Below are 20,598 nucleotides of genomic sequence, written 5' to 3'. Positions count from 1 at the left end.
TCATGCTCGTCGCGACACTTGTTTCTGCTCACGGCCAGGCGCTGCTGAGCGACGCCCTGCTGACGCGTCTCGCCAATGCCGTATCCGGCGTAACCCGGCAAGCCCGCCTGGATGGCGAGGTCGCAGCAGACCTCTTCGTGGATGGGGCGGACGCACGCAAGCTCGAAGCCGACATTCGTGCAGCGCTCGACGGAACCGCGGTCGATATCATTGTCCAGCCGGCCGCGACACGCCGGAAAGCGCTGTTCCTCGCCGACATGGATTCGACCATGATCGGTCAGGAATGCATCGACGAACTCGCGGCCTATGTCGGGCTCAAGGACAAGGTCGCAAGCATCACCGAACGCGCCATGCGCGGCGAGATTGCTTTCGAACCGGCGCTGCGCGAGCGCGTGGCGCTGCTGAAGGGGGTCCCGGCGTCGGTCGTGGACGAGATCATCCGCGAGCGCATCACGCTGACGCCCGGAGGCCGGCAACTGGTGCGCACCATGCGCGCCAACGGAGCCTATACGGCGCTGGTCTCGGGTGGCTTCACCGTGTTCACGGGCCCGCTCGGCGCGACCATCGGATTCGACGAAGATCGTTCCAACACGCTCCTTGTCGCAAACGGCGTCCTGACCGGCGCAGTCGAAGCCCCCATCCTCGGCAAACAGGCCAAGCTGGACTCGCTTGTCGAACTGCGCGAGCAGCGCAGCCTCTCAAGGGCCGCGACATTGGCGGTCGGCGACGGCGCCAACGATCTCGCGATGCTCGGCGAGGCCGGGCTTGGCGTCGCCTTCAGAGCCAAGCCCGCGGTTGCGGCTGCGGCAGATGCCCGGCTCGACCACGCGGACCTGACGGCTCTGCTCTACGCTCAGGGCTATCGCGGCGACGAGATCATCCAAGCCTGAATGATCGCACCGGATTTCGCATCCGGCCCGATAATCCAGGCTTCGGTGTCTGCACCGCCCCGCAACCCGTCTTTCGGCCGATGCTTCAGTCGACGATGAACAGCTTCGCGCCTCTGGGCGCCTGTGAGCGATGCGCCTCGGCCTGATCGGCGACCTGATAGCTCATGCCAGGCCGGAGCGTGAAAGCGCGACCGTCTTCCAGCATGGTCTCGAGCTCGCCCTCGAGGCAGAGCAGGACATGCCCCTTCGAGCACCAGTGATCCGAGACGTAGCCCGCGGAGTACTCGACCATGCGAACCCTGATCGCATTTTCAGCCGGTCCGAAGAAACGCGTGCGCCAGATCGCCTCGCCCTTCTCGCCCGGATGACGCACCGGCTCCACTGAACTCCAGTCGACCGTTCCGAAAGGAATCTCGCTCATCCGCATCGCATGTCCACTCCGCTGCTCGTCGCCCTGATCGCACACCGGACGGAGCGCAACCAATGCAAATTGCTCATCGGCCTGATCGCAATCGGGAGAAATGAAAAGGGCGGCCACGAGGGCCGCCCTTGATCCTGCCAAAGACCAGCTTGGTCAGTTCATCGTGACCGCGACGAAGCGAACCTCGCCCTGCCCGTTCGCGACCAGAAGCAGAGCCGACTTCTTGCCCTCCTTCTTCAGCGCATCCAGGCGCTTGGTCACGTCCTCAGGCGAGTTCACCGCCTCCTGGCCAACCTCGACGATCAGTTCACCGATCGAGATGCGCTTGTCCGCGGCATTGGAGTTGGGATCGACCTTGGTGATCACCACGCCCTTGGTGCCATCCTTGATGGAGTAGCGCTTCCTGAGCTCGTCCGTCTGCTGCGAGAGTTCCAGACCCAAGGCCGTGGTCACGGCGGGCTTGGCCGGTTCGGCATTCGGCTTGGCAGAGGCCTGCTGGACCTTCTCACCATCCTCGAGCCGGCCGAGCTTGACCGTCTTGACGACTTCCTTGCCCTTGCGGACCACCGTGATCGGCGCATCCTTGCCGACCGCCGTACCGGCGACAATCCGCGGCAGGTCGCGCGAATCCTTCACTTCCTTACCGTCGAACTTGACGATGACATCGCCCACCTCGAGCCCCGCCGGCTTGGCCGGGCCCTTGTCATCGATGCCGGCAACGAGCGCGCCGCGCGCTGTGCCGAGACCGAGCGCCTCGGCTGTGGCGTCGTCGACACTCTGGATACGGACGCCGAGCCAGCCGCGGCGGGTCTCGCCGAACTCACGGAGCTGATCGACGACATTGACCGCCAGCGACGAGGGAACCGCAAAGCCGATGCCGACCGAGCCGCCAGTCGGCGACAGGATCGCGGTGTTGATGCCAATGACCTCACCGGCCATGTTGAACAGCGGGCCACCGGAATTGCCCTTGTTGATGGCCGCATCGGTCTGGATATAGGTGTCGTAGGGACCCTGCTGGATATCGCGGTTGCGGGCCGAGACGATGCCCGACGACACGGAACTGCCGAGGCCGAACGGATTGCCGATCGCCATGACAGGGTCGCCGATCCGCATCTTGTCGGAATCGCCGAACTTGACGGCGTCGAGCGGCTTGTCGTGCTTCACGCGCAGCACCGCGAGATCAACCTTGGTGTCCTTGCCGATGATCTCCGCCTTCAGGCGCAGGCCACTGTTGAAGATCACCGTGATTTCGTTGGCGTCGCCGATGACGTGGTTGTTGGTGACGACGATGCCGGAGGAATCGATCACGAAGCCCGAGCCGGCCGATTGCGACCGTCGCTGCTGCGGCGGCTGGCCCTGGCCTTGCTGGCCCTGACCGCGGCGGTTGAAGAACTCCTCGAACAGATCGCCGAAGGGCGTATCGGGGCCGAGCTGCGGCACTTGCGGCAGGGCGCGGCTGCGCGTGTCGCTCGTCGTGACAGCCGAGATATTGACCACCGCCGGCATCACCCGCTCGGCCAGATCGGCGAGCGAGATTTGCCCCTGGACCAGCGGCGACGCTCCCGTTGGCGGCTGGGCGACCACGGGCGTCGCCAGCATCGGCAACGCCGCGACGCCGGCTACGAGCGCGGCCCGCACGAGCCCGGAAGCGGAAACGATTTTCAGTGCCATCAATCAGGGTCCTCGTGAAGAAGCAGGCCGATCGTGCGGCCAGGATGTTGGCCTAGAGATTGAACCTCAAATTGCGGCGGAAGGGCGACACACAATCACGTCACCAGGCATTCCGACCGCCGCTTCTACACCCCGACGCGCACCAGCCAGACGAGCAGCACCCCGAACACGGCTGAACCGATACCGATCAGCCGCATCCGCTCTGCTGGCGTCTCCGCTGCGCTGCGCAACGCATCCTTCGCCAGATTTGGAATCGCGGCGAACAGGATGCCCTCGATGGCGAAGACGAGGCCGAGCGCCGCGATGAAATCCAGCATACGCGACGCTCGCTATCGATCAGGGATTGGCCGCCGGGGCCGGCGTAGCAGCCGAGCTCTCGGGACGTCCCGTAGGGTCGTTGAAGTAGCGGAAGAACGGCGAATCCGGCGAAAGCAGCATCCGCGTGTCCCCCGGCTTGATGCTCGCCTCATAGGCCTGCATCGAGCGATAGAAGGTGAAGAACTCGGGATCCTTGCCGAAAGCCTCGGCGAAGACCTTGTTCCGCTCGCCCTCGCCTTCGCCTCGGATCTCGTCCGAACGGCGCTGGGCTTCGGCGACGATCACGGTCGCGTCACGCTCGGCACGGGCCCTGATCTCCTGCGCCTGCTGGGCGCCAAGTGCGCGCGCCTCGGCGGCTTCGCGCTGACGCTCGGTCTGCATGCGCTGGAACACCGCCTGCGAGTTCGCTTGCGGCAGATCGACCCGGCGCAGGCGGACATCGACGACGGTCATGCCGAAGCGGGCCGCCTCGCGGTTCACGTCGTCGCGGATACGGCTCATCAGCCGCGACCGGTCGGTCCGGACCACGGAGATGAAGCTGGCATCGGCGAGGACCGCGCGAACCTGACCATTGACGATCGAGGCAAGCTGCGAATTGGCCCGCGGGATGTTGTTCACCGCCTGATAGAAGCGCAGCGGATCGGAGATCCGGTAGCGCGTGAAGGCGTCGACGACGAGCCGCTTCTGATCCGACGCGATGATTTCCTGGGCGGGAAGGTCGAGATCGAGGATGCGGTTGTCGAGCAGCGTCACCTGCTCGAAGGGAGCCGGCAGCTTCAGATAGATGCCCGGAGCGGTGACGACGCTGCGGACCGCGCCGAAGCGCAGCACGATGGCCGACTGGGTCTGCTGGACCACGAAAGTCGCGGCATAGAAGACGATCGCGGCGACGGCGAGGACGACGAGCGCACCAATGCGCAGGATGGAACCGTTCATCGGGTCGCTCCCGCCTGCGGCGCACCCGGCGCAGCGCGCCGTTGCTGGAGTTCGTTCAGCGGCAGGTAAGGCACGACACTCTGTCCGTTGCCCCTCTGGTCGAGGATGATCTTGTCGGTACCACCGAGCACACGCTCCATCGTCTCGAGGAAGAGACGCTCGCGGGTCACGGCCGGCGCCGCCTTGTACTGCAGATAGACAGCATTGAAGCGGCTGGCCTGGCCGCGAGCCTCCGCGACGGTCTGCTCCTTGAAGGCTTCCGCCGACTGGACCAGTTGCGCCGCACGACCGCGCGATTCCGGCACGACCCGGTTGGCATAGGTCTGGGCTTCATTGCGCAGGCGTTCCTGGTCGGAGCGCGCCGCCTGGACGTCGCGGAACGCGTCGATGACCTGCTGCGGCGGATCAACCTTCTGCAGCTGGACGAGGCGGATCTGCACGCCAGCCTTGTAGCTGTCGAGCGTCTCCTGCATCAGCTGGCGCACTTCGGTCTCGATCGCCGCACGGTCCGTCGTCAGCACGGGCTGGATGTTACGCTGGCCGATCACCTCGCGCATCGCGCTCTCGGCCACAGCCTTCACCGTGCCCGGCGGGTCCTGGATATTGAAGACATAATTTTCCGGCGCGGCAGGGTCGATCTGCCACTGCACGATCACGTCGATATCGACGATGTTCTCGTCGCCTGTCAGCATCAGGCTCTCTTCGCCGACATCGGTCTGGCGTGAGGTGCGCACTGATTCGATGGTGCGGAAGCCGACTTCGGTCGTGATCACATTGGTGACCTGGGGCTTGATCACGCTACCGATCGGATAGGGCCAGTTGTAGTTCAGGCCTTCGCCGGTCTTGCCGATATATTTGCCGAAGCGGAGGTTCAAACCAACCTCGTTCGGCCGGACGATATACCAGCCCGTCATCAGCCAGATCACGATCAGGGCCAGGATGCCGAGCACCAGGCCACGTCCGCCGAGATTGCCGCCCGGCAGCAGATCCTTCAACCGATCCTGACTGCGGCGCAAAATTTCTTCCAGATCCGGTGGCGAACCACCGCCACTGCCTCCGGGGCCCTGCCCCCATGGGCCGCCGCCACCGCCGCCACCACTTCCGCGCTGGCCCCAGGGTCCTCCCCCGCCGCCACCGCTACCGCTACCGCCGCTCTGGTTGCTCCAAGGCATACTCGTGCCGTTCCTCACATCTGTACCACACGTGCCATAGGCGAACGGCGGCTGTTTGTCAGCGCCCTTAGGGAACGCGTGTCCGTGACTTGGTCATCGGACACGGATTCGTCAACGACGCAAGCCCTTCATCGTCAACGGAAACAGCGTTCAGGCCCGGCGGCGAAAGGTCGCGAAGGTGAAAGCATGCTCGTCATCGGCACTCCGAGGGTGGTTCTCCTGCTTCACGCGCTCGAACGCCGCCTTGTCCCAGACCGGAAAAAGGGCATCGCCTTCGGGCTCAGCGTGAACCTGGGTCAGTTCAACCCGATCGGCAAACGGCAGGGCCTGAGCGTAGATCTCGGCGCCCCCGGCAACAGTGACGGAATCCGCGCCCATCGCAAGGCCGAGCCGCTGGCCGGCCTCGATCGCCTCGTCGAGGCTATGCGCGACATGAACGCCGTCGGCACGAAAACCGGGATCGCGTGTCAGGACGATGGTCTCGCGCCCCGGCAACGGCTTTCCGATAGAGAGAAAGGTCTTGCGCCCCATCAGCACCGGCCGGCCGAGCGTCAGGCCGCGAAAATGCCTGAGGTCCGTTTTCAGCCGCCAGATCAGCCGATTATCGTCACCAATCACGCCGTTATCGGCAACGGCGGCAATGACCACGATGGGAAGGGCTTGAGGTCCGCTCACACGCTCTCTCCCAGCCGCCGCAGCGCGTCGCCGTCGAGGCGTTTGACCGTCCATTCCGATTGCGCGTTGGCGCCAAGAGAGCGGTAGAACACGCGCGAGGGCTCGTTCCAGTTCAGCACCCACCAGGCGAGGCGCGGCAGCCCCTCGTCGACGCAGCGCTTAGCCAGCCCTGCGATCAGGGCCTTGCCGATGCCCTTGCCGCGGAATTCAGGCCGGACATAGAGATCCTCGAGCCAGATGCCATGGCGGCCCGAGAAGGTCGAATAGGTATAGAACCAGACGGCGAACCCTGCAGGCGCTCCTTCCCATTCGGCGATATCGCAGGCGACCTTCGGATCTGGCCCGAACAGGGCCTGCGCGAGTTGCTCTTCGCTGGCCGCGACCTCGTGCAGAAGCTCTTCGTATTCGGCGAGCTCCTTGATGAAGGCCAGGACGAGCCCGGCCTCGTCGGGCCGGGCTGGACGGATGGAAAGGGTCATAGGAGGGTCCCCGCGACTACGATCGCCAGATTCATGCAGGCATGCAGCAGAATGGGTAGGCCGATTCCGCCGGAAGCCTCGCGTGCATAGCTCAGGAACGCACCATCAGTCGAACCGGCAGCTCCCCGGATCAGTCCGCAAGCAGGCCCTCACGATCAGCAGTATGCCGCAGCCCCGAAGACGCGAGCGCTAGCTGCGCCGTTCGCCGCAGGCACGCTGGCGCCCCATCTGAAATCCGGGAAGCCACCGCCTCATGAATGAAGCGATGGAGGGCATGAGCCGAAGATGGCGCCATGCGGCATCGTGCCGAAGGCTGGAGATGGCGCACGACGGCCATCTCCGCTTTGCACCGCGACGTCCGGGGTTCACACGGCGTCAGCGTTCGGCTGCTTCTGTTGCGCAACGAGGGCGACGATAATGCTGAGGCCGATGCCTGCGGCCACCAGCCAGAACGCCCGCTGCATGCCCTCGGCCACGGCGATCCGCAACGCATCGCCTGCCAATCCGCCGACCCGGGAATTGGCAACGGCGATGAGAACCGCAAGGCCAATGGCGTTGCCGACATTCAGCGTTGTCGAAGCCATTCCCGAGGCGACGCCCTGCTCGTCATGATGAACGCCGGAAGCGGCCGCAATCCACATACCGGTCCAGACCACACCCTGACCTATGCCGGAAATGATCAACCCTGGGAGGATGATGAGGTAGCTGCTTTCCACAGTAGCGCCGGGAACCATCAGTGCCGTTCCGATGGCCCCCACCGCCATGCCGCCAATCAGCGTGGTGCGGGTCGAAAGCCGCGTAGCCAACCGCTCGCCGACCTGCGTCCCCACCGCAATCGCTATCGAGGGAACCAGAAACGCAAGCCCGGTCTGAAGAGCTGTGAAACCCTGCACGTTCTGGAACAGCACCGTCAGAAAATAGGGCAGTGTGCCGAATGTCGCCATGTACAGGAATGTGATTGTCATTCCGGTCAGGAGGCTGCGGTTGCGGAACAAGCGCAAGGGCATGAGCGGATCGGCACTTCGTGCTTCGATCACCACGAAAGCAGTGAGCAGGGCGGCCGCCAGGACAAAGCTCCAGACGATGCCGCGCGAACCCCAGCCATATTCCGGCCCCTGCACAAGCGCGAAGACGAGCAGTGTCGCCCCGGCTGTGACAGTCAGCGCGCCCGGCAGGTCGAAGCTGCGGCGTTGATGCCGCTTCGGGTCCCGCGGGATGACGAGGAATGCCGCGACGATGGCGATGCCGGCGAGCGCGACATTGACATAGAACACGGAGGGCCAGCCAAAGGCGCTGGTGAGGAGACCACCGGCGATCGAACCGATCGTGAGCCCGCTTGCTCCGGCGCCCCCCCAGACGGCGAGTGCCCTGTTGCGCTCCGGCCCCTCGGCAAACAGGCGGTTGACCAGGGACAAGGTCGCCGGAAACAGGAATGCGCCTCCGATACCCTGAACCGCGCGCGCCAGGATGATGACTTCAGGGCTCCAGGCCAAGCCACCGATCAATGACGATAGTGCATAAAGCCAGAGGGCAAAGACGAACATTCGCCGCTGGCCGATCAGGTCGGCTGCCCGGCCGCCGAACAGCAGGAAGCCGCCGGTGAACACCGTGTAGGCGCTGACCACCCATTGCAGGGTCTGGCCCGAAAAGCCCAGGCCCGCGCCGATCTCCGGCAACGCGACGAAGACGATGTTGAGGTCGAGTGCGATGATCAGCTGCGCGAAGGCGAGCAGTGCCAATGTCGCGCCGCGTTTTGCCCCAATACCTCTCCTGACCGACGATCCGTCGGGTGGCGATGCCAGATCCGATGCGCTCATGCGTGTCTCCGCTTCCTGATTCTTTGCTGATCGACAAAGAATGAAAGCTTGCCATCCGGAGTCAAGCGAATTATTTATCGATCATTAAAGAATAGGGATGTCGATGGCGCGGCCACGGGAGTTCGATCGAGATCTGGCGCTTGAGCGGGCTCGCGACGCATTCTGGGCACGCGGCTACGAGGGAACGTCGATTGCTGATCTGGTGGCGGCGCTGGGTCTTGCCTCGGCACGCATCTACGCAGCCTTCGGTTCGAAGGAGGATCTGTTCCGAGAGGCGGTTGGGCTCTACGAGGAACGCGACGGCAGCTTCGTCGCACGGGCGCTGGCCCAGGAGCCGACGGCATTGAAGGCCGTCGAAAGGATGCTGCGCGAAGCCGTCGAGACCTACACGAGGCCCGGGCGCCCATGGGGCTGCATGGTCGTATCGGCCGCGACCAACTGCGCCGTCGAGAATGACCGCGTGCGGGAATGGCTGGCCGAACGCCGCCATAAGCAAACGGCGACCATCGTCGACAGGCTGGTGCAAGCCGTACGCGCCGGCGAGCTGAGACAGGATACCGACACTGACGCGATGGGCGACTATGTCACTGCGCTGATGCACGGCCTTTCCGTGCAAGCGCGGGATGGTGTGCCAGAGCAACGCCTCCTGACCATGTGCGACCTGGCCATGCAAAGCATGCGCGACCTGATTGATCCCACCCAGGAGGCTATCATCGTGCCCAACCAATCTGGGGCGGAGAGCATCTAGCGCCCCCGTCAACCAGCCAGAATACCCTGGCGGTCAGGGGCGCTGGCCACGAAATGCAACCTTCTTTTGAGACAGAAGGAAACCGACCCTCTCCCCTTCCCTGAACCTGCTGGTCAAGGTTGCCGCCCGCGATAGGGAGCGGCACGCGCAGGCGGAGAGCAGCTGAGTGGTTCGAGTGCCACCGAGGATCGACCACGGCGCGAACACGTCCCGAACGCCGGGCCGGACCTCATCGCGTCAGCCCTGATCGCCCCCCCGGCGCGTTGTCCCCCAGCACCTTCGCCAAGCGCCGCACGCCGTCTTGCATCCGGTCGAGAGGCGCAGCTGAAAAGCTGAGGCGTAACGCCGCCGCGCCCTGCCCATCGGGCTGGAACGCCGAGCCTGGGACATAGGTCACTCCGACTTCAGCCGCACGGCTCAGCAAGGCATGGGTGTCGAGATGCGCTTCCAGGTTCAGCCAGATGAACAGGCCTCCCTGGGGAACGACCCAGCTGGCGCGGTTGCCGAGCTCGGACTGGAGTGCCGCCAGCATCGTGTCACGCCGAATGCGATAGGCGTCGCGAAGCCGGCCAGCATGTGTGTCGAGGATGCTGTCGAAAAGATCGAGGAGACAGGCCTGGGCAAGGGTACCCGCCTGCAGATCCTCGCTTTGCTTCATGAGAGCGAGTTTCGCAACCACCGCACGGGGCGCGACCAGCCAACCGACGCGAAAGCCCGGCACGACCGCCTTGGAGAAGGTACCGAGATAGATCGTCCGCGCGTCCTCGATCGAGCGGGCCTCTGTGTCGACCGCCAGCAGCGGCGGCAACGCCTCGCCCTCATAACGCAGCATCTCGTAAGGGTCGTCCTCGACGAGGATCGTATCGAGATCACCGGCCAAGGCGACCAGTTCGCGCCGTTGGGCGAGCGACAAGGTCGCTCCTGTCGGGTTGTGGAAATTCGACATCGCGTAGATCAGCGCCGGCCGATCGTCAGCCCCGGCCCGCGCCGCTTCCAGTCCCCGCATCCGCGCGCCGTGCGCGGCAAAGACCTGCAGCGCCCCGGGATAGGTCGGCGTCTGGACGAGCACGGTCGCCCCGGGCTCGACCAGCAGCTCGGCGACGAGATCGAGCGCCTGTTGCGCGCCATTGGTGAGGAGAATGTTATGCCTGTCGCATTGCACGCCTTTGGTGTGCATGTAGGTGCTGATCCGGTCGCGCAAGGCAGGATCGCCCTCGCTGGCGCCATATTGCAGTGCGGCCCGCGCCGTTTCCGGTTTCGACAGGATCCTGGCCAGGCTGTCGCGGATCTCGGCAACCGGAAAGAGCGTCGAATCAGGTTCGCCAGGTCCGAACGACACGCAATCGGCCGCCTTCGCCATGGTCGCAAGGCCGCGAATGGCGGATGGTACAATACGGTTGGCATAGCGAGAAAAGCGCTGCTCGAAGGCGGTCTTCCGTGGTCCTGCGTGCTTGTCGGTGGTGCTCATCGGATGGAAGCCTCGGGTTCTGCAGGGATGGGCCCGGTAGCGGACGCGGTCGCACTCCAGGTTTGGCCAGCGAGATCGCGCATCGCTCGCGCCATCCGGGCGATCGATGAGCCTTCCGCAAAGGCGGCTGCAGCGACATAACGATCCGGCCGGACCAGCATCAGGACGTTGCGCCCAGCCGGCGACAGCGAGCTCATATGCCCGTCAGTGTCGCGCCCGGCCGAAACGTCAGGGCAGTCTTGAGCCGGATTGAACGTGGTCGGCAGCACCGCGACGCGACGGAGCGAGTGAAGCCCGAAATCTTCGGTCGTCGCCGCCATGTGCTGTGCATCGGGGCCATAGGCGACCAGCGCGAACTGGCCGCCCATGACATCGTCAAGCCTCTGGTAACGGCGGTCCGTCATCTGGAGCAGCGGTTGCGGGAGCATCCGTCCCGCAAGACGCATTCCGCCGTCATCAGGAACGACAAAGCCCTTCTCATAGAAGGGTTTGGGCTTGTATTTCATCTGCGTGAAATGCGCGTGGATCCCGGGCGCAAGCTGGGCAAGCCGAAAGCCGAGCTGGATCATGGCCGCCTGCCGCCGGGAGGTCGGCATCATCACCCGCCCCATCTTGATGGCGAGCTGGATCAGTGCCCATGCATGCGGTGCCCGCTCACGCTGATAGGTCGTCAGAAGCTCCGGCCCGAGGCGCCCCGAAATCACCTCGGCGAGCTTCCAGGCAAGGTTATGCGCATCGCGGACACCGCTGTTCATGCCCTGGCCGGCAAATGGCGGCGACAGATGCGCCGCATCGCCGGCCAGGAAGATGCGTTGCGTGTTCCAGCGATCGGCGATGCGGGCGTGGAAGGCGTAGACTTGGCGACGGACGATTCGTGCGTCGGCATCGGGCCCGTGGGCTTCGAGCAGCGCACGCACATGGTCGGGATGAGCCGCGCGCTCCTCGTCTTCGCCGTCGCGCAGCATGAATTCGTAGCGGCGGATTCCGTCCGGGCCGGGCAACGTGATCAGGGGGCGGTCGGGATCGCACACGACACGCGTCTGGCGCAGCTGCTCGTGGGTCGAGGCCAGATCGACGATGAGCCAGCGCTGGCGATAGGTCGAGCCGCAGAGCGCTGCACCGACGACCTTGCGCAATGCGCTGCTGGCGCCGTCGCAGGCCGCCAGATAGCGGGCCCGGATGGCGATGCCGCCGCCGCTTCCAGAACGAAGAGACAGCGACACGCCGGAACCATCTTCCGCCACCGTCTCGCAGGAATGGCCGAACAACGTCACCACATTGGGGAAACGGTCGAGCCCCCGGCGTAGCGCGGCTTCCAGCTTCGGCTGGGTGAAGGCGTTGCGCCGGGGAAATCCGTACTCCCGGGTCGCCGGCTCGACCTTGGCAAAACAACGTCCGTCCCGGGTGAAGTAATGTGAGCCGTAGTCCAGGGCCACGTCCTGCAGGACCGAATCGAGCAGGCCGGTTGCCTGCATTGTACGCAGCGACTCGTCGTCGATGGAGACCGCCCGTGGCTCCTGCACCGTGCTGGAATTGCGCTCGACCAGGATGACGTCGAGGCCGGCCTGCCCCAGCAGATTGGCCAAGGTCAGTCCGGTGGGACCGGCTCCAACGATCGCGACATCGCATTCCTGGATCATTGCGACACGTCCGCTGCGTCGAGCCGAGATCCGGACAACCGATCGCCCAGCAGGCTCCCTGAAGAGACGAGCAGGAGCACGAGTCGATGCTCGAGCTTTTCGTCCAGGCTGGCAGCATCGAGAACGAGGCTGATGCTGGCGGCGATGCCGAGCTCCGGCACCGCGACCGGGACGGCAATGCCGACGAGCCCTTCGTCGATCTCGCCGCGCGTGATGCAGTAGCCGCGCTTGCGGACGCCGGCCAGCAGATCGCGCAGTTCGGCGATCGTCATGGGCAGATTGGCTTGGTCGGTGACGGGCTGCCCGCCGAAACTCCCTGCCACAAGCCGGGCCAGCCGTCGGGGCGGGACCAATGACAGGATCGTCTTGGACGTGGCGCCTCGCGTCAGCGGCATCGGCCGACCGCGTTCATAGGACGGCCGCGCCGGTAGATTTCCGACGGCTTCGTCGGCGACGCACAGCACGGTGTCGCCATAGAGACGCGCCAACAATGCCACACAGGGAACGCCCGCCTGCGCGATCAGATCATGCAGGTGAGACTGCCCGGCGCGCACCAGCGGATCGGTCAGGCGCACCAGCCGATCAAATTCGACGAAGGCGGGACCGAGACGATAATGGGCCTCGTAGGCCGGTTCGAGAAACCCCTCGCCGACCAGTTCCCGAACCGTACGGTAGACGGTGCTCGCCGGTACGCCGAGCGCCTCCGACATATCCTGAACCGTCCAGCTTCCCTTTGTTTCCCGGAACAGCCGAAGCAGACTGACGAAGCGGCCGAGCGCGTTCATGTCCGGTCCGGATCGGCTTCGGAGACGATCGGGTTCGTCAGCCGACCGATCCCTTCGATCGAGACCTCGACGATGTCGCCCGCTTGCATGAACAGTTGGGGCTCGCGCTTGAAGCCGACCCCGCCAGGCGTGCCGGTGATGATCACGTCTCCGGGGGCCAGCCGCGTGAAGTCCGAGACATAGGCGATGATGTCGGCGACGGGGAAGATCATCTCGCCCAGCGTGGCAGACTGAACGATCGTTCCGTTGAGGCGCGTCTCGATCCGGGCGCGCGCGAACTCCGCGATCTCGTCCGGCGTCACCAGTTCGGGGCCGAACGCCCCCGTGCCGGGGAAGTTCTTGCCCGGCGTGAACTGGTGGGTATGGCGCTGCCAATCCCGCAACGTGGCGTCGTTGAATGGCGCGTAGCCCGCGACCAGGTCGAGAGCCGAAGCCTTTGGCACCCGGAAACCGGGGCGGCCGATCACCACGGCCAGCTCCCCCTCGTAATCGAGCGCCCTGGATAGCTGCGGCAGCAGGATCGGCGCCCGATGCCCGATGAGCGTATCGGCAAACCGCGTGAAGATCGCGGGATGCGCGGCCTCCGGCCGCCCCGTCTCGCGACGGTGCTCCTCGTAGTTGAGGCCGACGCACAGGATCTTGCCGGGATTGGGCAGAACCGGGTCGTAGCGAAACTGGCCCTCGGCATAATCGGCCTGGATCGGCTCGCGCACCGGCTCAACGAGCCCGAGCCCGGCGGCCTCCAGATAAGTCCGCAGGTCGGGAAGCACCGCGCCGAAGCGCGCTCCAAGATCGAAAATGCCGGTGGCGCCCGCAACGCCGTAGCTGGCGCGGTTTTCGGCTCTGAACGAAACAAATCTCATGGTCTGCTCCTCATGCGCGCAGGATCGCGCGCCCCCACAGGTTGAGCGTCCGCTCGGCATGGGGCCACTGCATGACCGGGCGATCGTGGACGACCTCCAGCTCGGCCGAGACCTCGATCCAGTTCCCGTCCGGATCCCCGATGAAAATGAACAGGTTGTTCCCGGGCCCATGCCGCCCGGGGCCCCACATCAGCGACACGCCGCGCGCGGCGAAATGATCCGACCAGTCGCGGATCGTGTTCCATTCGCCGGCTTCGTAGGAATGATGATCGATGCCCTGCCGGTCCTGCCGGAAGCAGGCCAAGTTATGATGCTCGTGGTTACCGCGCATGAAGCACGTCATGACGCGACCGGCGTCATCGACCACCCTGTCGGAGACGCCGAAGCCGAGCTTGCCGGCATAGAACCCTTCGATCGCGTCGACGTCCCGGGTTGCCAGCGTCAGATGCTGGATCGGTCCACGGATACGTCCGCGCGGCCCGGCCGTATCGGCGATGGCGCGCCCGAAGATCACCTCGTTGCCATCGGGGTCACGCACGGAGAAGGCGTCGCTCTCGAACAGCGACACGGAAACCTCGGCAGGCTCGAGCCCCTGCTCGACCGCCCGGGCACGCAGCCCCGCCAGCCCTTCGCTGTCGCGGACCGCAAAGCCTGCATGCTGGAGTGTCTTGGCCGCCCCCTGCGTCAGCAGCACGCGACGCTGGGGCCCCACCAGCAGCGCCGCTTCCCCATCCAGCCGGATCAGCTCCATGTCCATGACCTCCGCATAGAAGGTGGCGAGCCGCTTCACGTCCGGCGTTCTCAGATTGAGGTGATGCAGATAGGCGCTGGCTTGCAAGGCGGTGAGCATCATTTTGCTACTCCATTCTTGGAATAGCGATATTATCGATATGACAGATGAGTCAATTTCCCATGTTTTGAGATTTTGACAATGTATTTGCACCTTATGGCAACGGCCGTCGGCTCGTTGCCAGCTTCGAGGGACGTCGCTTCGGTGAAACTCAATGACCGGCTTAGCCTCAAGACCCTGAAACTGATCATGGGCGTGGAGCGCCATGGCAACCTGTCGCTGGCCGCCGAGGAACTTCACATCGTGGTTTCGGCGGCGAGCCGTCGGATTCGCTTCCTCGAGGACTCGCTCGGCTTCCGCCTGATCGAGCGGACAGGCCGCGGGATCGGGCTGACGGCGCCCGGCAGGGCGATCGCGGCGCATGCGCACAGGATCCTTGCCGATGTCGACGAGCTTGAAGACGAGTTGCGTGACATCACGGACGGCGTCCTGGAGCAGATCAGACTGTCGGTCTCGGGCCCCGCGCTATTCCATGACCTCCCGGAGCAGTTGCGGAGGTTTCTCGGCGCCTTCCCCCATGCCCGGCTCTCAGTCGAGGAACTCACCAGCAATGCGGTTGCCGAAAGCGTCCTGAATGGGCGGGCCGAGCTCGGTATCCTGCTGGGTGCGGAATCCAGCCCTGGCTTGCGCCTGAGACCGTATCGTCGCGACGCGCTCGGCATCGTCGTCAGCCCGGACCATCCTCTTGCAGGCGCGGCTGCTGTTCGCCTTGCCGATCTGCTCGACCAGGATTGGGTTCTGCCACCGGACTCTGCCATCGGGCATTTGCTGGCCCGCAAGGCCGCAAGCCATGGCGCGGAATTGTCTACGCGCGTCCGCGTCCATGGCATCGCGTCGATCTGCCGGGTGGTCCAGGGCGGTCTCGGCATTACGGTGCTGCCGATGCGCAGCGCGGCGCGCGAGATTGCAAGCCGGGGCCTTGTCGACATCCCGCTCGCTGAAGACTGGGCGCCTTGCAACCTGCATCTGGCGACCCAGCGCAACGCCGTTCTTACTCCGGCATTGACTGCTCTCGTCGATATGCTCGCGATCGAGTGAGACAGACCGGCGTGACCTCCAGCCGCCCCCCGAACTCCTGAAACGCCCCTTCCCCGGCGCCCGCTCTCCGGGCGTTCCATTGTCGGCGAAGCCTGCTCCGCTCCACCCCGGCGGCAGTTTCCCGAATGCGAACGATGCTTGACGAAATACCGCTCGACCCGGAGCGAGGCTCGCACCCATTCTCTTTGCAACGATAGATCCTTCGCAGGCAGGCAGCATTGCGAAGAAGAAAATCTATGCAAGAGAGGAACGCCATGTCTGTCGCAGCACTGAACGGTCAATCTGCGCTTCGCAACAAGGATCGCACGAAGGTCGCGCTCTCCTGTTTCCTTGGGTCAGCGATCGAATGGTATGATTTCATGCTGTACGGTTTTCTGGCACCTCTCGTCTTCGATAAACTGTTCTTCCCGCATGCGGACCCGGTCGCAGGCATGATAGCCGTGCTCGGCATCTTTGCCGTCGGCTTTGTGGCACGACCTCTCGGCGGCCTGTTCTTCGGTCACTTCGGCGACCGTCTCGGCCGAAAGCCGGTCATGGCGGCGACGCTGATCTTGATGGGTCTATCGACTACGGCCATCGGCCTGTTGCCGACCTATGATTCCATTGGAATCTGGGCTGCGGGCTTCCTGCTGGCCCTGCGTTTCCTGCAGGGCTTCGCCCTTGGCGGTGAGTCAACCGGAGCGCCGGTGCTGATGCTGGAGAGCGCGCCTGAAGGCAAACGCGGCGTCTTCGCCTCGATCGCGCAATCCGGCAATTTCGCCGGCGTCGTGATTGCGACACTGGTCGTATCCTTTGCCGCCGCGCTGCCGAGCGACGTCCTGCTGACATGGGGCTGGCGCGTGCCCTTCCTGTTGAGCATCGTGCTCGTGGGCCTCGGCTTCTACGTTCGGCTCAAGGTCGAAGAGTCACCCGTTTTCGAAGCGACGCGGACGCCTCCTGCTCGGGTACCGCTGTTGCAGGTGCTCGACAATTACAAGCGGCCGGCACTGATCGTGTTCTGCTGCGCCCTGGCCGAGTCCGGTGTGTTCTATCTCACATCCATCTTCGGCCTTTCATACGGGGTAAAAACGCTCGGCATCGATCAGGCCACGCTGCTGCGCGGCGTTCTGATCGGCAATGTCATTGCCATCGCGATGGTGCCGCTGTTCGGCGCGCTGTCGGACCGTATCGGGCGGCGGTTGGTGCTGGGCACCGGCTTCGTCCAGGCCGGGCTCTATGTGGCCTTCCTCTTCTTTCCGCTGCTGCAGACCCGCGACACCCTGCTGGTCGTGCTGGCCATGGCCATTCCCGGGGCGCTCATCCAGCCGATGCATATCGGCGTCACCTCGAGCTTCTATCCGGAGCTGTTCCCGGACACGCGCGTTCGCTTCAGCGGGGTATCACTTGGGCGGCAGTTCGGCACGATCTTCGGCGGCGGCGCCATGCCCGTCATCGCAGCAAGTCTGCTCGCATGGAGCGGCGGCAGCCTTCTGCCCATCCTGATCTACTTCAGCCTAGTCTCGGTCATCGCCATCGGCGCCGTGATGGCTGCCGAAGAGACCAGGCTTCGCGCGATCTGAGCAAGAGCCGAAGCCGCCGCATTCATCAACGCTTGCTCACATCGGCGCGCGACGCGGCCGCAGCAAACCAATGGAATTGCAATGCAGACAGCAGACCAGCCCGCGGCCTCGCCCTCCGCCATCACGAAACCGGCCGGCACTGTGCGCGATGCGACGATCGCCCTTCTCCGGTCACTCGGGATGACGACGGTGTTCGGCAATCCCGGCTCGACCGAGCTTGCCTTCCTGCACGACTGGCCAAGCGATTTCCGCTATGTGCTCGCCCTGCAGGAAAGCAGTGCCGTCGGGATGGCCGACGGACATGCCCAGGCAACCGGCTCGGCGGCCTTCGTCAATCTCCATTCCGCGGCCGGCGTCGGCCATGCGCTTGGGAGCATCTACACAGCCTATCGAAATCAAACGCCGCTGGTCATCACAGCCGGACAACAAGCGCGCGCGCTGCTGCCGCTGCGTCCATTTCTCGGCGCCGCCTCGGCTGCCGAGTTTCCCAAACCCTATGTGAAATGGAGCTGCGAACCGGCACGTCCGCAGGATGTGCCGCTGGCGATCGCACAAGCTTACGCCATCGCCATGCAGAAGCCCTGCGGTCCAACCTTCGTCTCGATTCCTGCCGATGACTGGCAAGTTCCCTGCGAGCCCGTCGAGGCCCGGCCAACCAGCGGGGATTTCGGGCCCGATCCTGAAGGTCTTCGGGCATTCACCAACGCGATCGATGCCAGCGAACGCCCGGCCATCGTCGTCGGTGCTGCGGTCGCACGGGACGAAGCATCGGCACTTGCCGTTGCGCTCGCAGAACGTCTGGGCGCCGCAGTCTGGGCCGCACCGGTGGCAAGCAGAGCCTCGTTTCCGGAGGATCACCGGCTCTTCAACGGCTTTCTGCCCGCCGCCCCCGAACCGCTTGGCAAGATACTGGGTCGGCACGACCTGGTGCTGGTCCTTGGCGCCCCGGCCTTCACCTTTCACGTTCCCGGCGATCTCGCAGGCCTCAGGTCAGGGCCACCCATCTTCCACATCACCGACGATGCAGATGCCGCCGCAGCCGCCATTGGTGGAGTGAGCCTGCTCTCGACGATGCGTCCCGCGATTTCCGGTCTGCTCGCGACTGTGCCGCTTCGCAATCGCCTACCCGCCACCGTTCGCGCCTCCGCGCCGCGGATCGCCCCGAGCGAACCGGTCCTGGCGAGCTTCGTCATGCAGACGATCGCAGATCTGCGTCACCCCGGCAGCGTGATCGTTGAGGAAGCGCCCTCGCACAAGGAAGCGCTGCAGCGTCACCTGCCGGTTCGGGATAACGGCTTCTACTGCATGGCGAGCGGCGGCTTGGGCTTCGCGCTGCCGGCATCGGTTGGGATCGCCCTCGCCAGGCCAGCCCAAGCGGTCATCTGCGTGATCGGCGATGGATCGGCGATGTATTCCATCCAGGCCTTGTGGACCGCCGCACAGCACCGCCTCCCGATCACAGTGGTGGTTCTGAACAACGGTGGCTACGGGGCGATGCGCGCCTTCAGCCAACTCATGAGAAAGGCCGCACCACCGGGCATCGACCTGCCCGGCCTGGATTTCCCGGCACTCGCCGCCGGGCATGGCTGCTCAGCCGTGCGCGTCGAGCGCGCCGACGATCTCGCGCCGGCTCTTTCGGAAGCCTTCGCCAGCGCGAAGCCGAGGCTCGTCGAAGTGCTGGTCGATCGGGCCGTGCCTGGCCTCTACGGACTGGATTGAGGCGTTTGCGGCCACGGCCCCGCGCCGTTGAGCCAAGAGGATATCGTCGTGAAACATCTGCCGAATGCGATGAACTGGATCAACGGGGCCTGGTGCGACAGCGCGAACCGCACCCCCAGCATCAATCCTGCGACCGGCGAGCTCATCGGGTCCTTCGCGGACGCGACGCTAGCCGATGCGAAGCGCGCCGTGGCTGCCGCTCGAGACGCCTTCCTGCACAGCCCCTGGCGCGATGACAGGAGCTTGCGCGCCCGCGCCCTCAATGTGATCGCCGATCGCTTTGAAGACCGCGCCGAAGAACTGGCGCAGATGCTCGCAACTGAGAATGGCAAGATCCTGCCCGAGGCCCGGTTCGAAGTCTTCACGGTCGCGCCCAAGCTGCGCTACTGCTCGGCCTTGGCGCTCTCCCAGCATGGCCGGGCTCTGGAGGTTCGACCGAGCGCCTATTCCATGGCCCTGTGCCAACCGATCGGCGTCGCCGGACTCATAGTGCCGTGGAACAGCCCGGTCGTCCTGCTGATGCGCTCCCTCGGCCCGGCTCTCGCCGCGGGCACGACGGTCGTCGCCAAAATGCCTGGTCAGACCGCGCAGGTGAATGCTCTCGTCGCGCAGATCCTTTCGGAGATCGCGGAGTTGCCACCTGGCGTCGTGAACATCTTCTCCGAAAGCGGCATTTCCGGCTCGGCATTCCTGGTCGAGTCGCCCGACGTGCCGGTGATCAGTTTCACGGGCAGCACCCGCACGGGCCGGGCGATCGCGGCCGCCGGCGCATCGCGCTTGAAGCGCTTCGGCCTCGAACTCGGCGGCAAGACCCCGATGATCGTGTTCAACGATGCCGATCTCGCGACAGCGCTCCCGCAACTCGAGAAGGCCATCACGGTCTTCGCTGGCCAATTCTGCATGGCCGGAAGCCGGATCCTGGCGGAACGCGGCATCGCCGACCGTCTGCGGCAGGCCCTTGGCGCGCGACTGGATCAGCTCAGAGTCGGCCCGGCATCCGACCCGAGGAGCGAAATGGGCCCGTTGATCGACAGGCAAAGCGTGGCCCGCGTCGATGCGATGGTGGAGAAAGCTCTGGCGGAGGGCGCTCAGCCGATCGTCCGCGGCGGTATCGCGCGCGAGCCTGCGCTCGCGGCGGGGGCATTCTATCGACCGACACTGCTCGAGGTCTCCGATGCGAATCTGGCGATCGTCCAGGAAGAGGTGTTCGGACCCGTCGCGACCTTCCAGGTCTTCGAAGGCGAAGCGGAGGCCATCGCCCTCGCCAACAACAGCGATTTCGGCTTGGCCGCCAGCGTCTGGAGCCGCGATGTCGATCGGCCCCTCCGTGTCGCCCGCGAACTGCAGGTCGGCGCGGTTTGGATCAATGATTGGGCCGCCATCCACGACGAGTTCGAGGAAGGCGGCTTCAAACAAAGCGGCATCGGCCGACTGAATGGCCTCGCCTCTCTCCACGATTTCCAGGAGACGAAGCACATCGCGCTCAGAGCCGGAGGTCTGCAATAAGACCGGATCGCCTATCCCGAACTCCGATAGCAGCCATCCCAGG

19 protein-coding genes are annotated in these 20,598 nt (G+C 64.9%); 6 read left to right on the top strand and 13 right to left on the bottom strand.

Annotation, left to right across the window (positions count from 1 at the left end; translation table 11 throughout):
- Positions 1-2: 2 nt before the first annotated feature.
- Positions 3-890 carry a phosphoserine phosphatase SerB gene (serB, locus tag BIWAKO_RS18310; protein WP_069879868.1) on the top strand — a complete coding sequence of 296 codons (888 nt, stop codon included), beginning with the start codon at positions 3-5 and terminating at the stop codon, positions 888-890.
- An 85-nt stretch (positions 891-975) separates the two neighbouring features.
- Here serB and BIWAKO_RS18305 read toward each other — a convergent pair whose 3' ends face one another.
- The 8 genes from BIWAKO_RS18305 to BIWAKO_RS18270 form a co-directional block, all read right to left on the bottom strand.
- The gene (locus tag BIWAKO_RS18305) at positions 976-1,311 is read right to left on the bottom strand and encodes a DHCW motif cupin fold protein (RefSeq protein ID WP_465247400.1); all 336 of its coding nucleotides are present in this window, start codon (positions 1,309-1,311) and stop codon (positions 976-978) included.
- Positions 1,312-1,464: 153 nt separating this feature from the next.
- Entirely contained in the window at positions 1,465-2,982 is a 1,518-nt protein-coding gene (locus BIWAKO_RS18300; protein WP_069879866.1) for a Do family serine endopeptidase, read from the bottom strand.
- 125 nt (positions 2,983-3,107) lie between these two features.
- Entirely contained in the window at positions 3,108-3,299 is a 192-nt protein-coding gene (locus BIWAKO_RS18295) for a DUF2065 domain-containing protein (protein ID WP_069879865.1), read from the bottom strand.
- 19 nt (positions 3,300-3,318) lie between these two features.
- Positions 3,319-4,236: a protease modulator HflC gene (gene hflC, locus BIWAKO_RS18290; RefSeq protein WP_069879864.1), complete on the bottom strand. Its 918-nt coding sequence runs from the start codon at positions 4,234-4,236 to the stop codon at positions 3,319-3,321.
- The gene (hflK, locus tag BIWAKO_RS18285; protein WP_069879863.1) at positions 4,233-5,408 is read right to left on the bottom strand and encodes an FtsH protease activity modulator HflK; all 1,176 of its coding nucleotides are present in this window, start codon (positions 5,406-5,408) and stop codon (positions 4,233-4,235) included. The genes hflC and hflK overlap by 4 nt, the downstream gene beginning before the upstream one ends.
- 150 nt (positions 5,409-5,558) lie before the next feature.
- Complete coding sequence (locus tag BIWAKO_RS18280) at positions 5,559-6,083, bottom strand: dihydrofolate reductase (RefSeq protein ID WP_069879862.1); 525 nt, start codon at positions 6,081-6,083, stop codon at positions 5,559-5,561.
- Entirely contained in the window at positions 6,080-6,562 is a 483-nt protein-coding gene (locus BIWAKO_RS18275) for a GNAT family N-acetyltransferase (RefSeq protein ID WP_069879861.1), read from the bottom strand. Before BIWAKO_RS18275 ends, BIWAKO_RS18280 begins: the two co-directional genes overlap by 4 nt.
- A 365-nt stretch (positions 6,563-6,927) precedes the next feature.
- Positions 6,928-8,379 carry an MFS transporter gene (locus BIWAKO_RS18270; protein WP_084651548.1) on the bottom strand — a complete coding sequence of 484 codons (1,452 nt, stop codon included), beginning with the start codon at positions 8,377-8,379 and terminating at the stop codon, positions 6,928-6,930.
- A 103-nt stretch (positions 8,380-8,482) separates the two neighbouring features.
- On the opposite strand from BIWAKO_RS18270, the gene BIWAKO_RS18265 reads away from it, so the two are divergent.
- Entirely contained in the window at positions 8,483-9,127 is a 645-nt protein-coding gene (locus BIWAKO_RS18265; RefSeq protein WP_069882602.1) for a TetR/AcrR family transcriptional regulator, read from the top strand.
- Positions 9,128-9,356: 229 nt separating this feature from the next.
- Here the strand turns inward: BIWAKO_RS18265 and BIWAKO_RS18260 are convergent, their stop codons facing one another.
- The 5 genes from BIWAKO_RS18260 to BIWAKO_RS18240 are packed head-to-tail and all read right to left on the bottom strand — an operon-like array spanning position 9,357 to position 14,736.
- Positions 9,357-10,595 (bottom strand): aminotransferase-like domain-containing protein, encoded by a 1,239-nt coding sequence (locus tag BIWAKO_RS18260; RefSeq protein WP_069879860.1) that lies wholly within the window; start codon positions 10,593-10,595, stop codon positions 9,357-9,359.
- A complete protein-coding gene (locus BIWAKO_RS18255) occupies positions 10,592-12,235 on the bottom strand; it encodes a bifunctional 3-(3-hydroxy-phenyl)propionate/3-hydroxycinnamic acid hydroxylase (protein WP_069879859.1) in 1,644 nt (547 codons plus the stop codon). The genes BIWAKO_RS18260 and BIWAKO_RS18255 overlap by 4 nt, the downstream gene beginning before the upstream one ends.
- Positions 12,232-13,020 (bottom strand): IclR family transcriptional regulator, encoded by a 789-nt coding sequence (locus BIWAKO_RS18250; RefSeq protein ID WP_069879858.1) that lies wholly within the window; start codon positions 13,018-13,020, stop codon positions 12,232-12,234. Before BIWAKO_RS18250 ends, BIWAKO_RS18255 begins: the two co-directional genes overlap by 4 nt.
- A complete protein-coding gene (locus BIWAKO_RS18245) occupies positions 13,017-13,883 on the bottom strand; it encodes a fumarylacetoacetate hydrolase family protein (protein ID WP_069879857.1) in 867 nt (288 codons plus the stop codon). The genes BIWAKO_RS18250 and BIWAKO_RS18245 overlap by 4 nt, the downstream gene beginning before the upstream one ends.
- Before the next feature lie 10 nt (positions 13,884-13,893).
- On the bottom strand, positions 13,894-14,736 hold the full coding sequence (locus BIWAKO_RS18240) for a VOC family protein (protein ID WP_069879856.1): 843 nt from the start codon (positions 14,734-14,736) through the stop codon (positions 13,894-13,896).
- A 141-nt stretch (positions 14,737-14,877) separates the two neighbouring features.
- Here BIWAKO_RS18240 and BIWAKO_RS18235 point away from each other — a divergent pair, with 141 nt between their 5' ends.
- From BIWAKO_RS18235 to BIWAKO_RS18220, 4 genes are all read left to right on the top strand, one after another.
- Positions 14,878-15,771 carry a LysR family transcriptional regulator gene (locus tag BIWAKO_RS18235; protein WP_176733349.1) on the top strand — a complete coding sequence of 298 codons (894 nt, stop codon included), beginning with the start codon at positions 14,878-14,880 and terminating at the stop codon, positions 15,769-15,771.
- 254 nt (positions 15,772-16,025) lie between these two features.
- A complete protein-coding gene (locus BIWAKO_RS18230; RefSeq protein ID WP_069879854.1) occupies positions 16,026-17,330 on the top strand; it encodes an MFS transporter in 1,305 nt (434 codons plus the stop codon).
- An 81-nt stretch (positions 17,331-17,411) separates the two neighbouring features.
- Positions 17,412-19,049, top strand: coding sequence for a benzoylformate decarboxylase (gene mdlC / locus BIWAKO_RS18225; protein ID WP_069879853.1), 1,638 nt, complete (start codon positions 17,412-17,414; stop codon positions 19,047-19,049).
- A gap of 48 nt (positions 19,050-19,097) precedes the next feature.
- On the top strand, positions 19,098-20,555 hold the full coding sequence (locus tag BIWAKO_RS18220; RefSeq protein WP_244523478.1) for an aldehyde dehydrogenase family protein: 1,458 nt from the start codon (positions 19,098-19,100) through the stop codon (positions 20,553-20,555).
- Positions 20,556-20,598 lie beyond the last annotated feature (43 nt).

The sequence above is a fragment of the Bosea sp. BIWAKO-01 genome, assembly GCF_001748145.1.
Taxonomy (GTDB): Bacteria; Pseudomonadota; Alphaproteobacteria; order Rhizobiales; family Beijerinckiaceae; genus Allobosea.
The sequence above is the reverse complement of the archived record's forward strand: the minus strand, read 5'-3'. Positions and strand labels throughout refer to the sequence as shown.

Coding starts and splice junctions, on each gene's coding strand:
- serB (WP_069879868.1), top strand. CDS start 3: ATGCTCGTCGCGACACTTGTTTCTGCTCACGGCCAGGCGCTGCTGAGC.
- BIWAKO_RS18305 (WP_465247400.1), bottom strand. CDS start 1,311: ATGAGCGAGATTCCTTTCGGAACGGTCGACTGGAGTTCAGTGGAGCCG.
- BIWAKO_RS18300 (WP_069879866.1), bottom strand. CDS start 2,982: ATGGCACTGAAAATCGTTTCCGCTTCCGGGCTCGTGCGGGCCGCGCTC.
- BIWAKO_RS18295 (WP_069879865.1), bottom strand. CDS start 3,299: ATGCTGGATTTCATCGCGGCGCTCGGCCTCGTCTTCGCCATCGAGGGC.
- hflC (WP_069879864.1), bottom strand. CDS start 4,236: ATGAACGGTTCCATCCTGCGCATTGGTGCGCTCGTCGTCCTCGCCGTC.
- hflK (WP_069879863.1), bottom strand. CDS start 5,408: ATGCCTTGGAGCAACCAGAGCGGCGGTAGCGGTAGCGGTGGCGGCGGG.
- BIWAKO_RS18275 (WP_069879861.1), bottom strand. CDS start 6,562: ATGACCCTTTCCATCCGTCCAGCCCGGCCCGACGAGGCCGGGCTCGTC.
- BIWAKO_RS18270 (WP_084651548.1), bottom strand. CDS start 8,379: ATGAGCGCATCGGATCTGGCATCGCCACCCGACGGATCGTCGGTCAGG.
- BIWAKO_RS18265 (WP_069882602.1), top strand. CDS start 8,483: ATGGCGCGGCCACGGGAGTTCGATCGAGATCTGGCGCTTGAGCGGGCT.
- BIWAKO_RS18260 (WP_069879860.1), bottom strand. CDS start 10,595: ATGAGCACCACCGACAAGCACGCAGGACCACGGAAGACCGCCTTCGAG.
- BIWAKO_RS18255 (WP_069879859.1), bottom strand. CDS start 12,235: ATGATCCAGGAATGCGATGTCGCGATCGTTGGAGCCGGTCCCACCGGA.
- BIWAKO_RS18250 (WP_069879858.1), bottom strand. CDS start 13,020: ATGAACGCGCTCGGCCGCTTCGTCAGTCTGCTTCGGCTGTTCCGGGAA.
- BIWAKO_RS18245 (WP_069879857.1), bottom strand. CDS start 13,883: ATGAGATTTGTTTCGTTCAGAGCCGAAAACCGCGCCAGCTACGGCGTT.
- BIWAKO_RS18240 (WP_069879856.1), bottom strand. CDS start 14,736: ATGATGCTCACCGCCTTGCAAGCCAGCGCCTATCTGCATCACCTCAAT.
- BIWAKO_RS18230 (WP_069879854.1), top strand. CDS start 16,026: ATGTCTGTCGCAGCACTGAACGGTCAATCTGCGCTTCGCAACAAGGAT.
- mdlC (WP_069879853.1), top strand. CDS start 17,412: ATGCAGACAGCAGACCAGCCCGCGGCCTCGCCCTCCGCCATCACGAAA.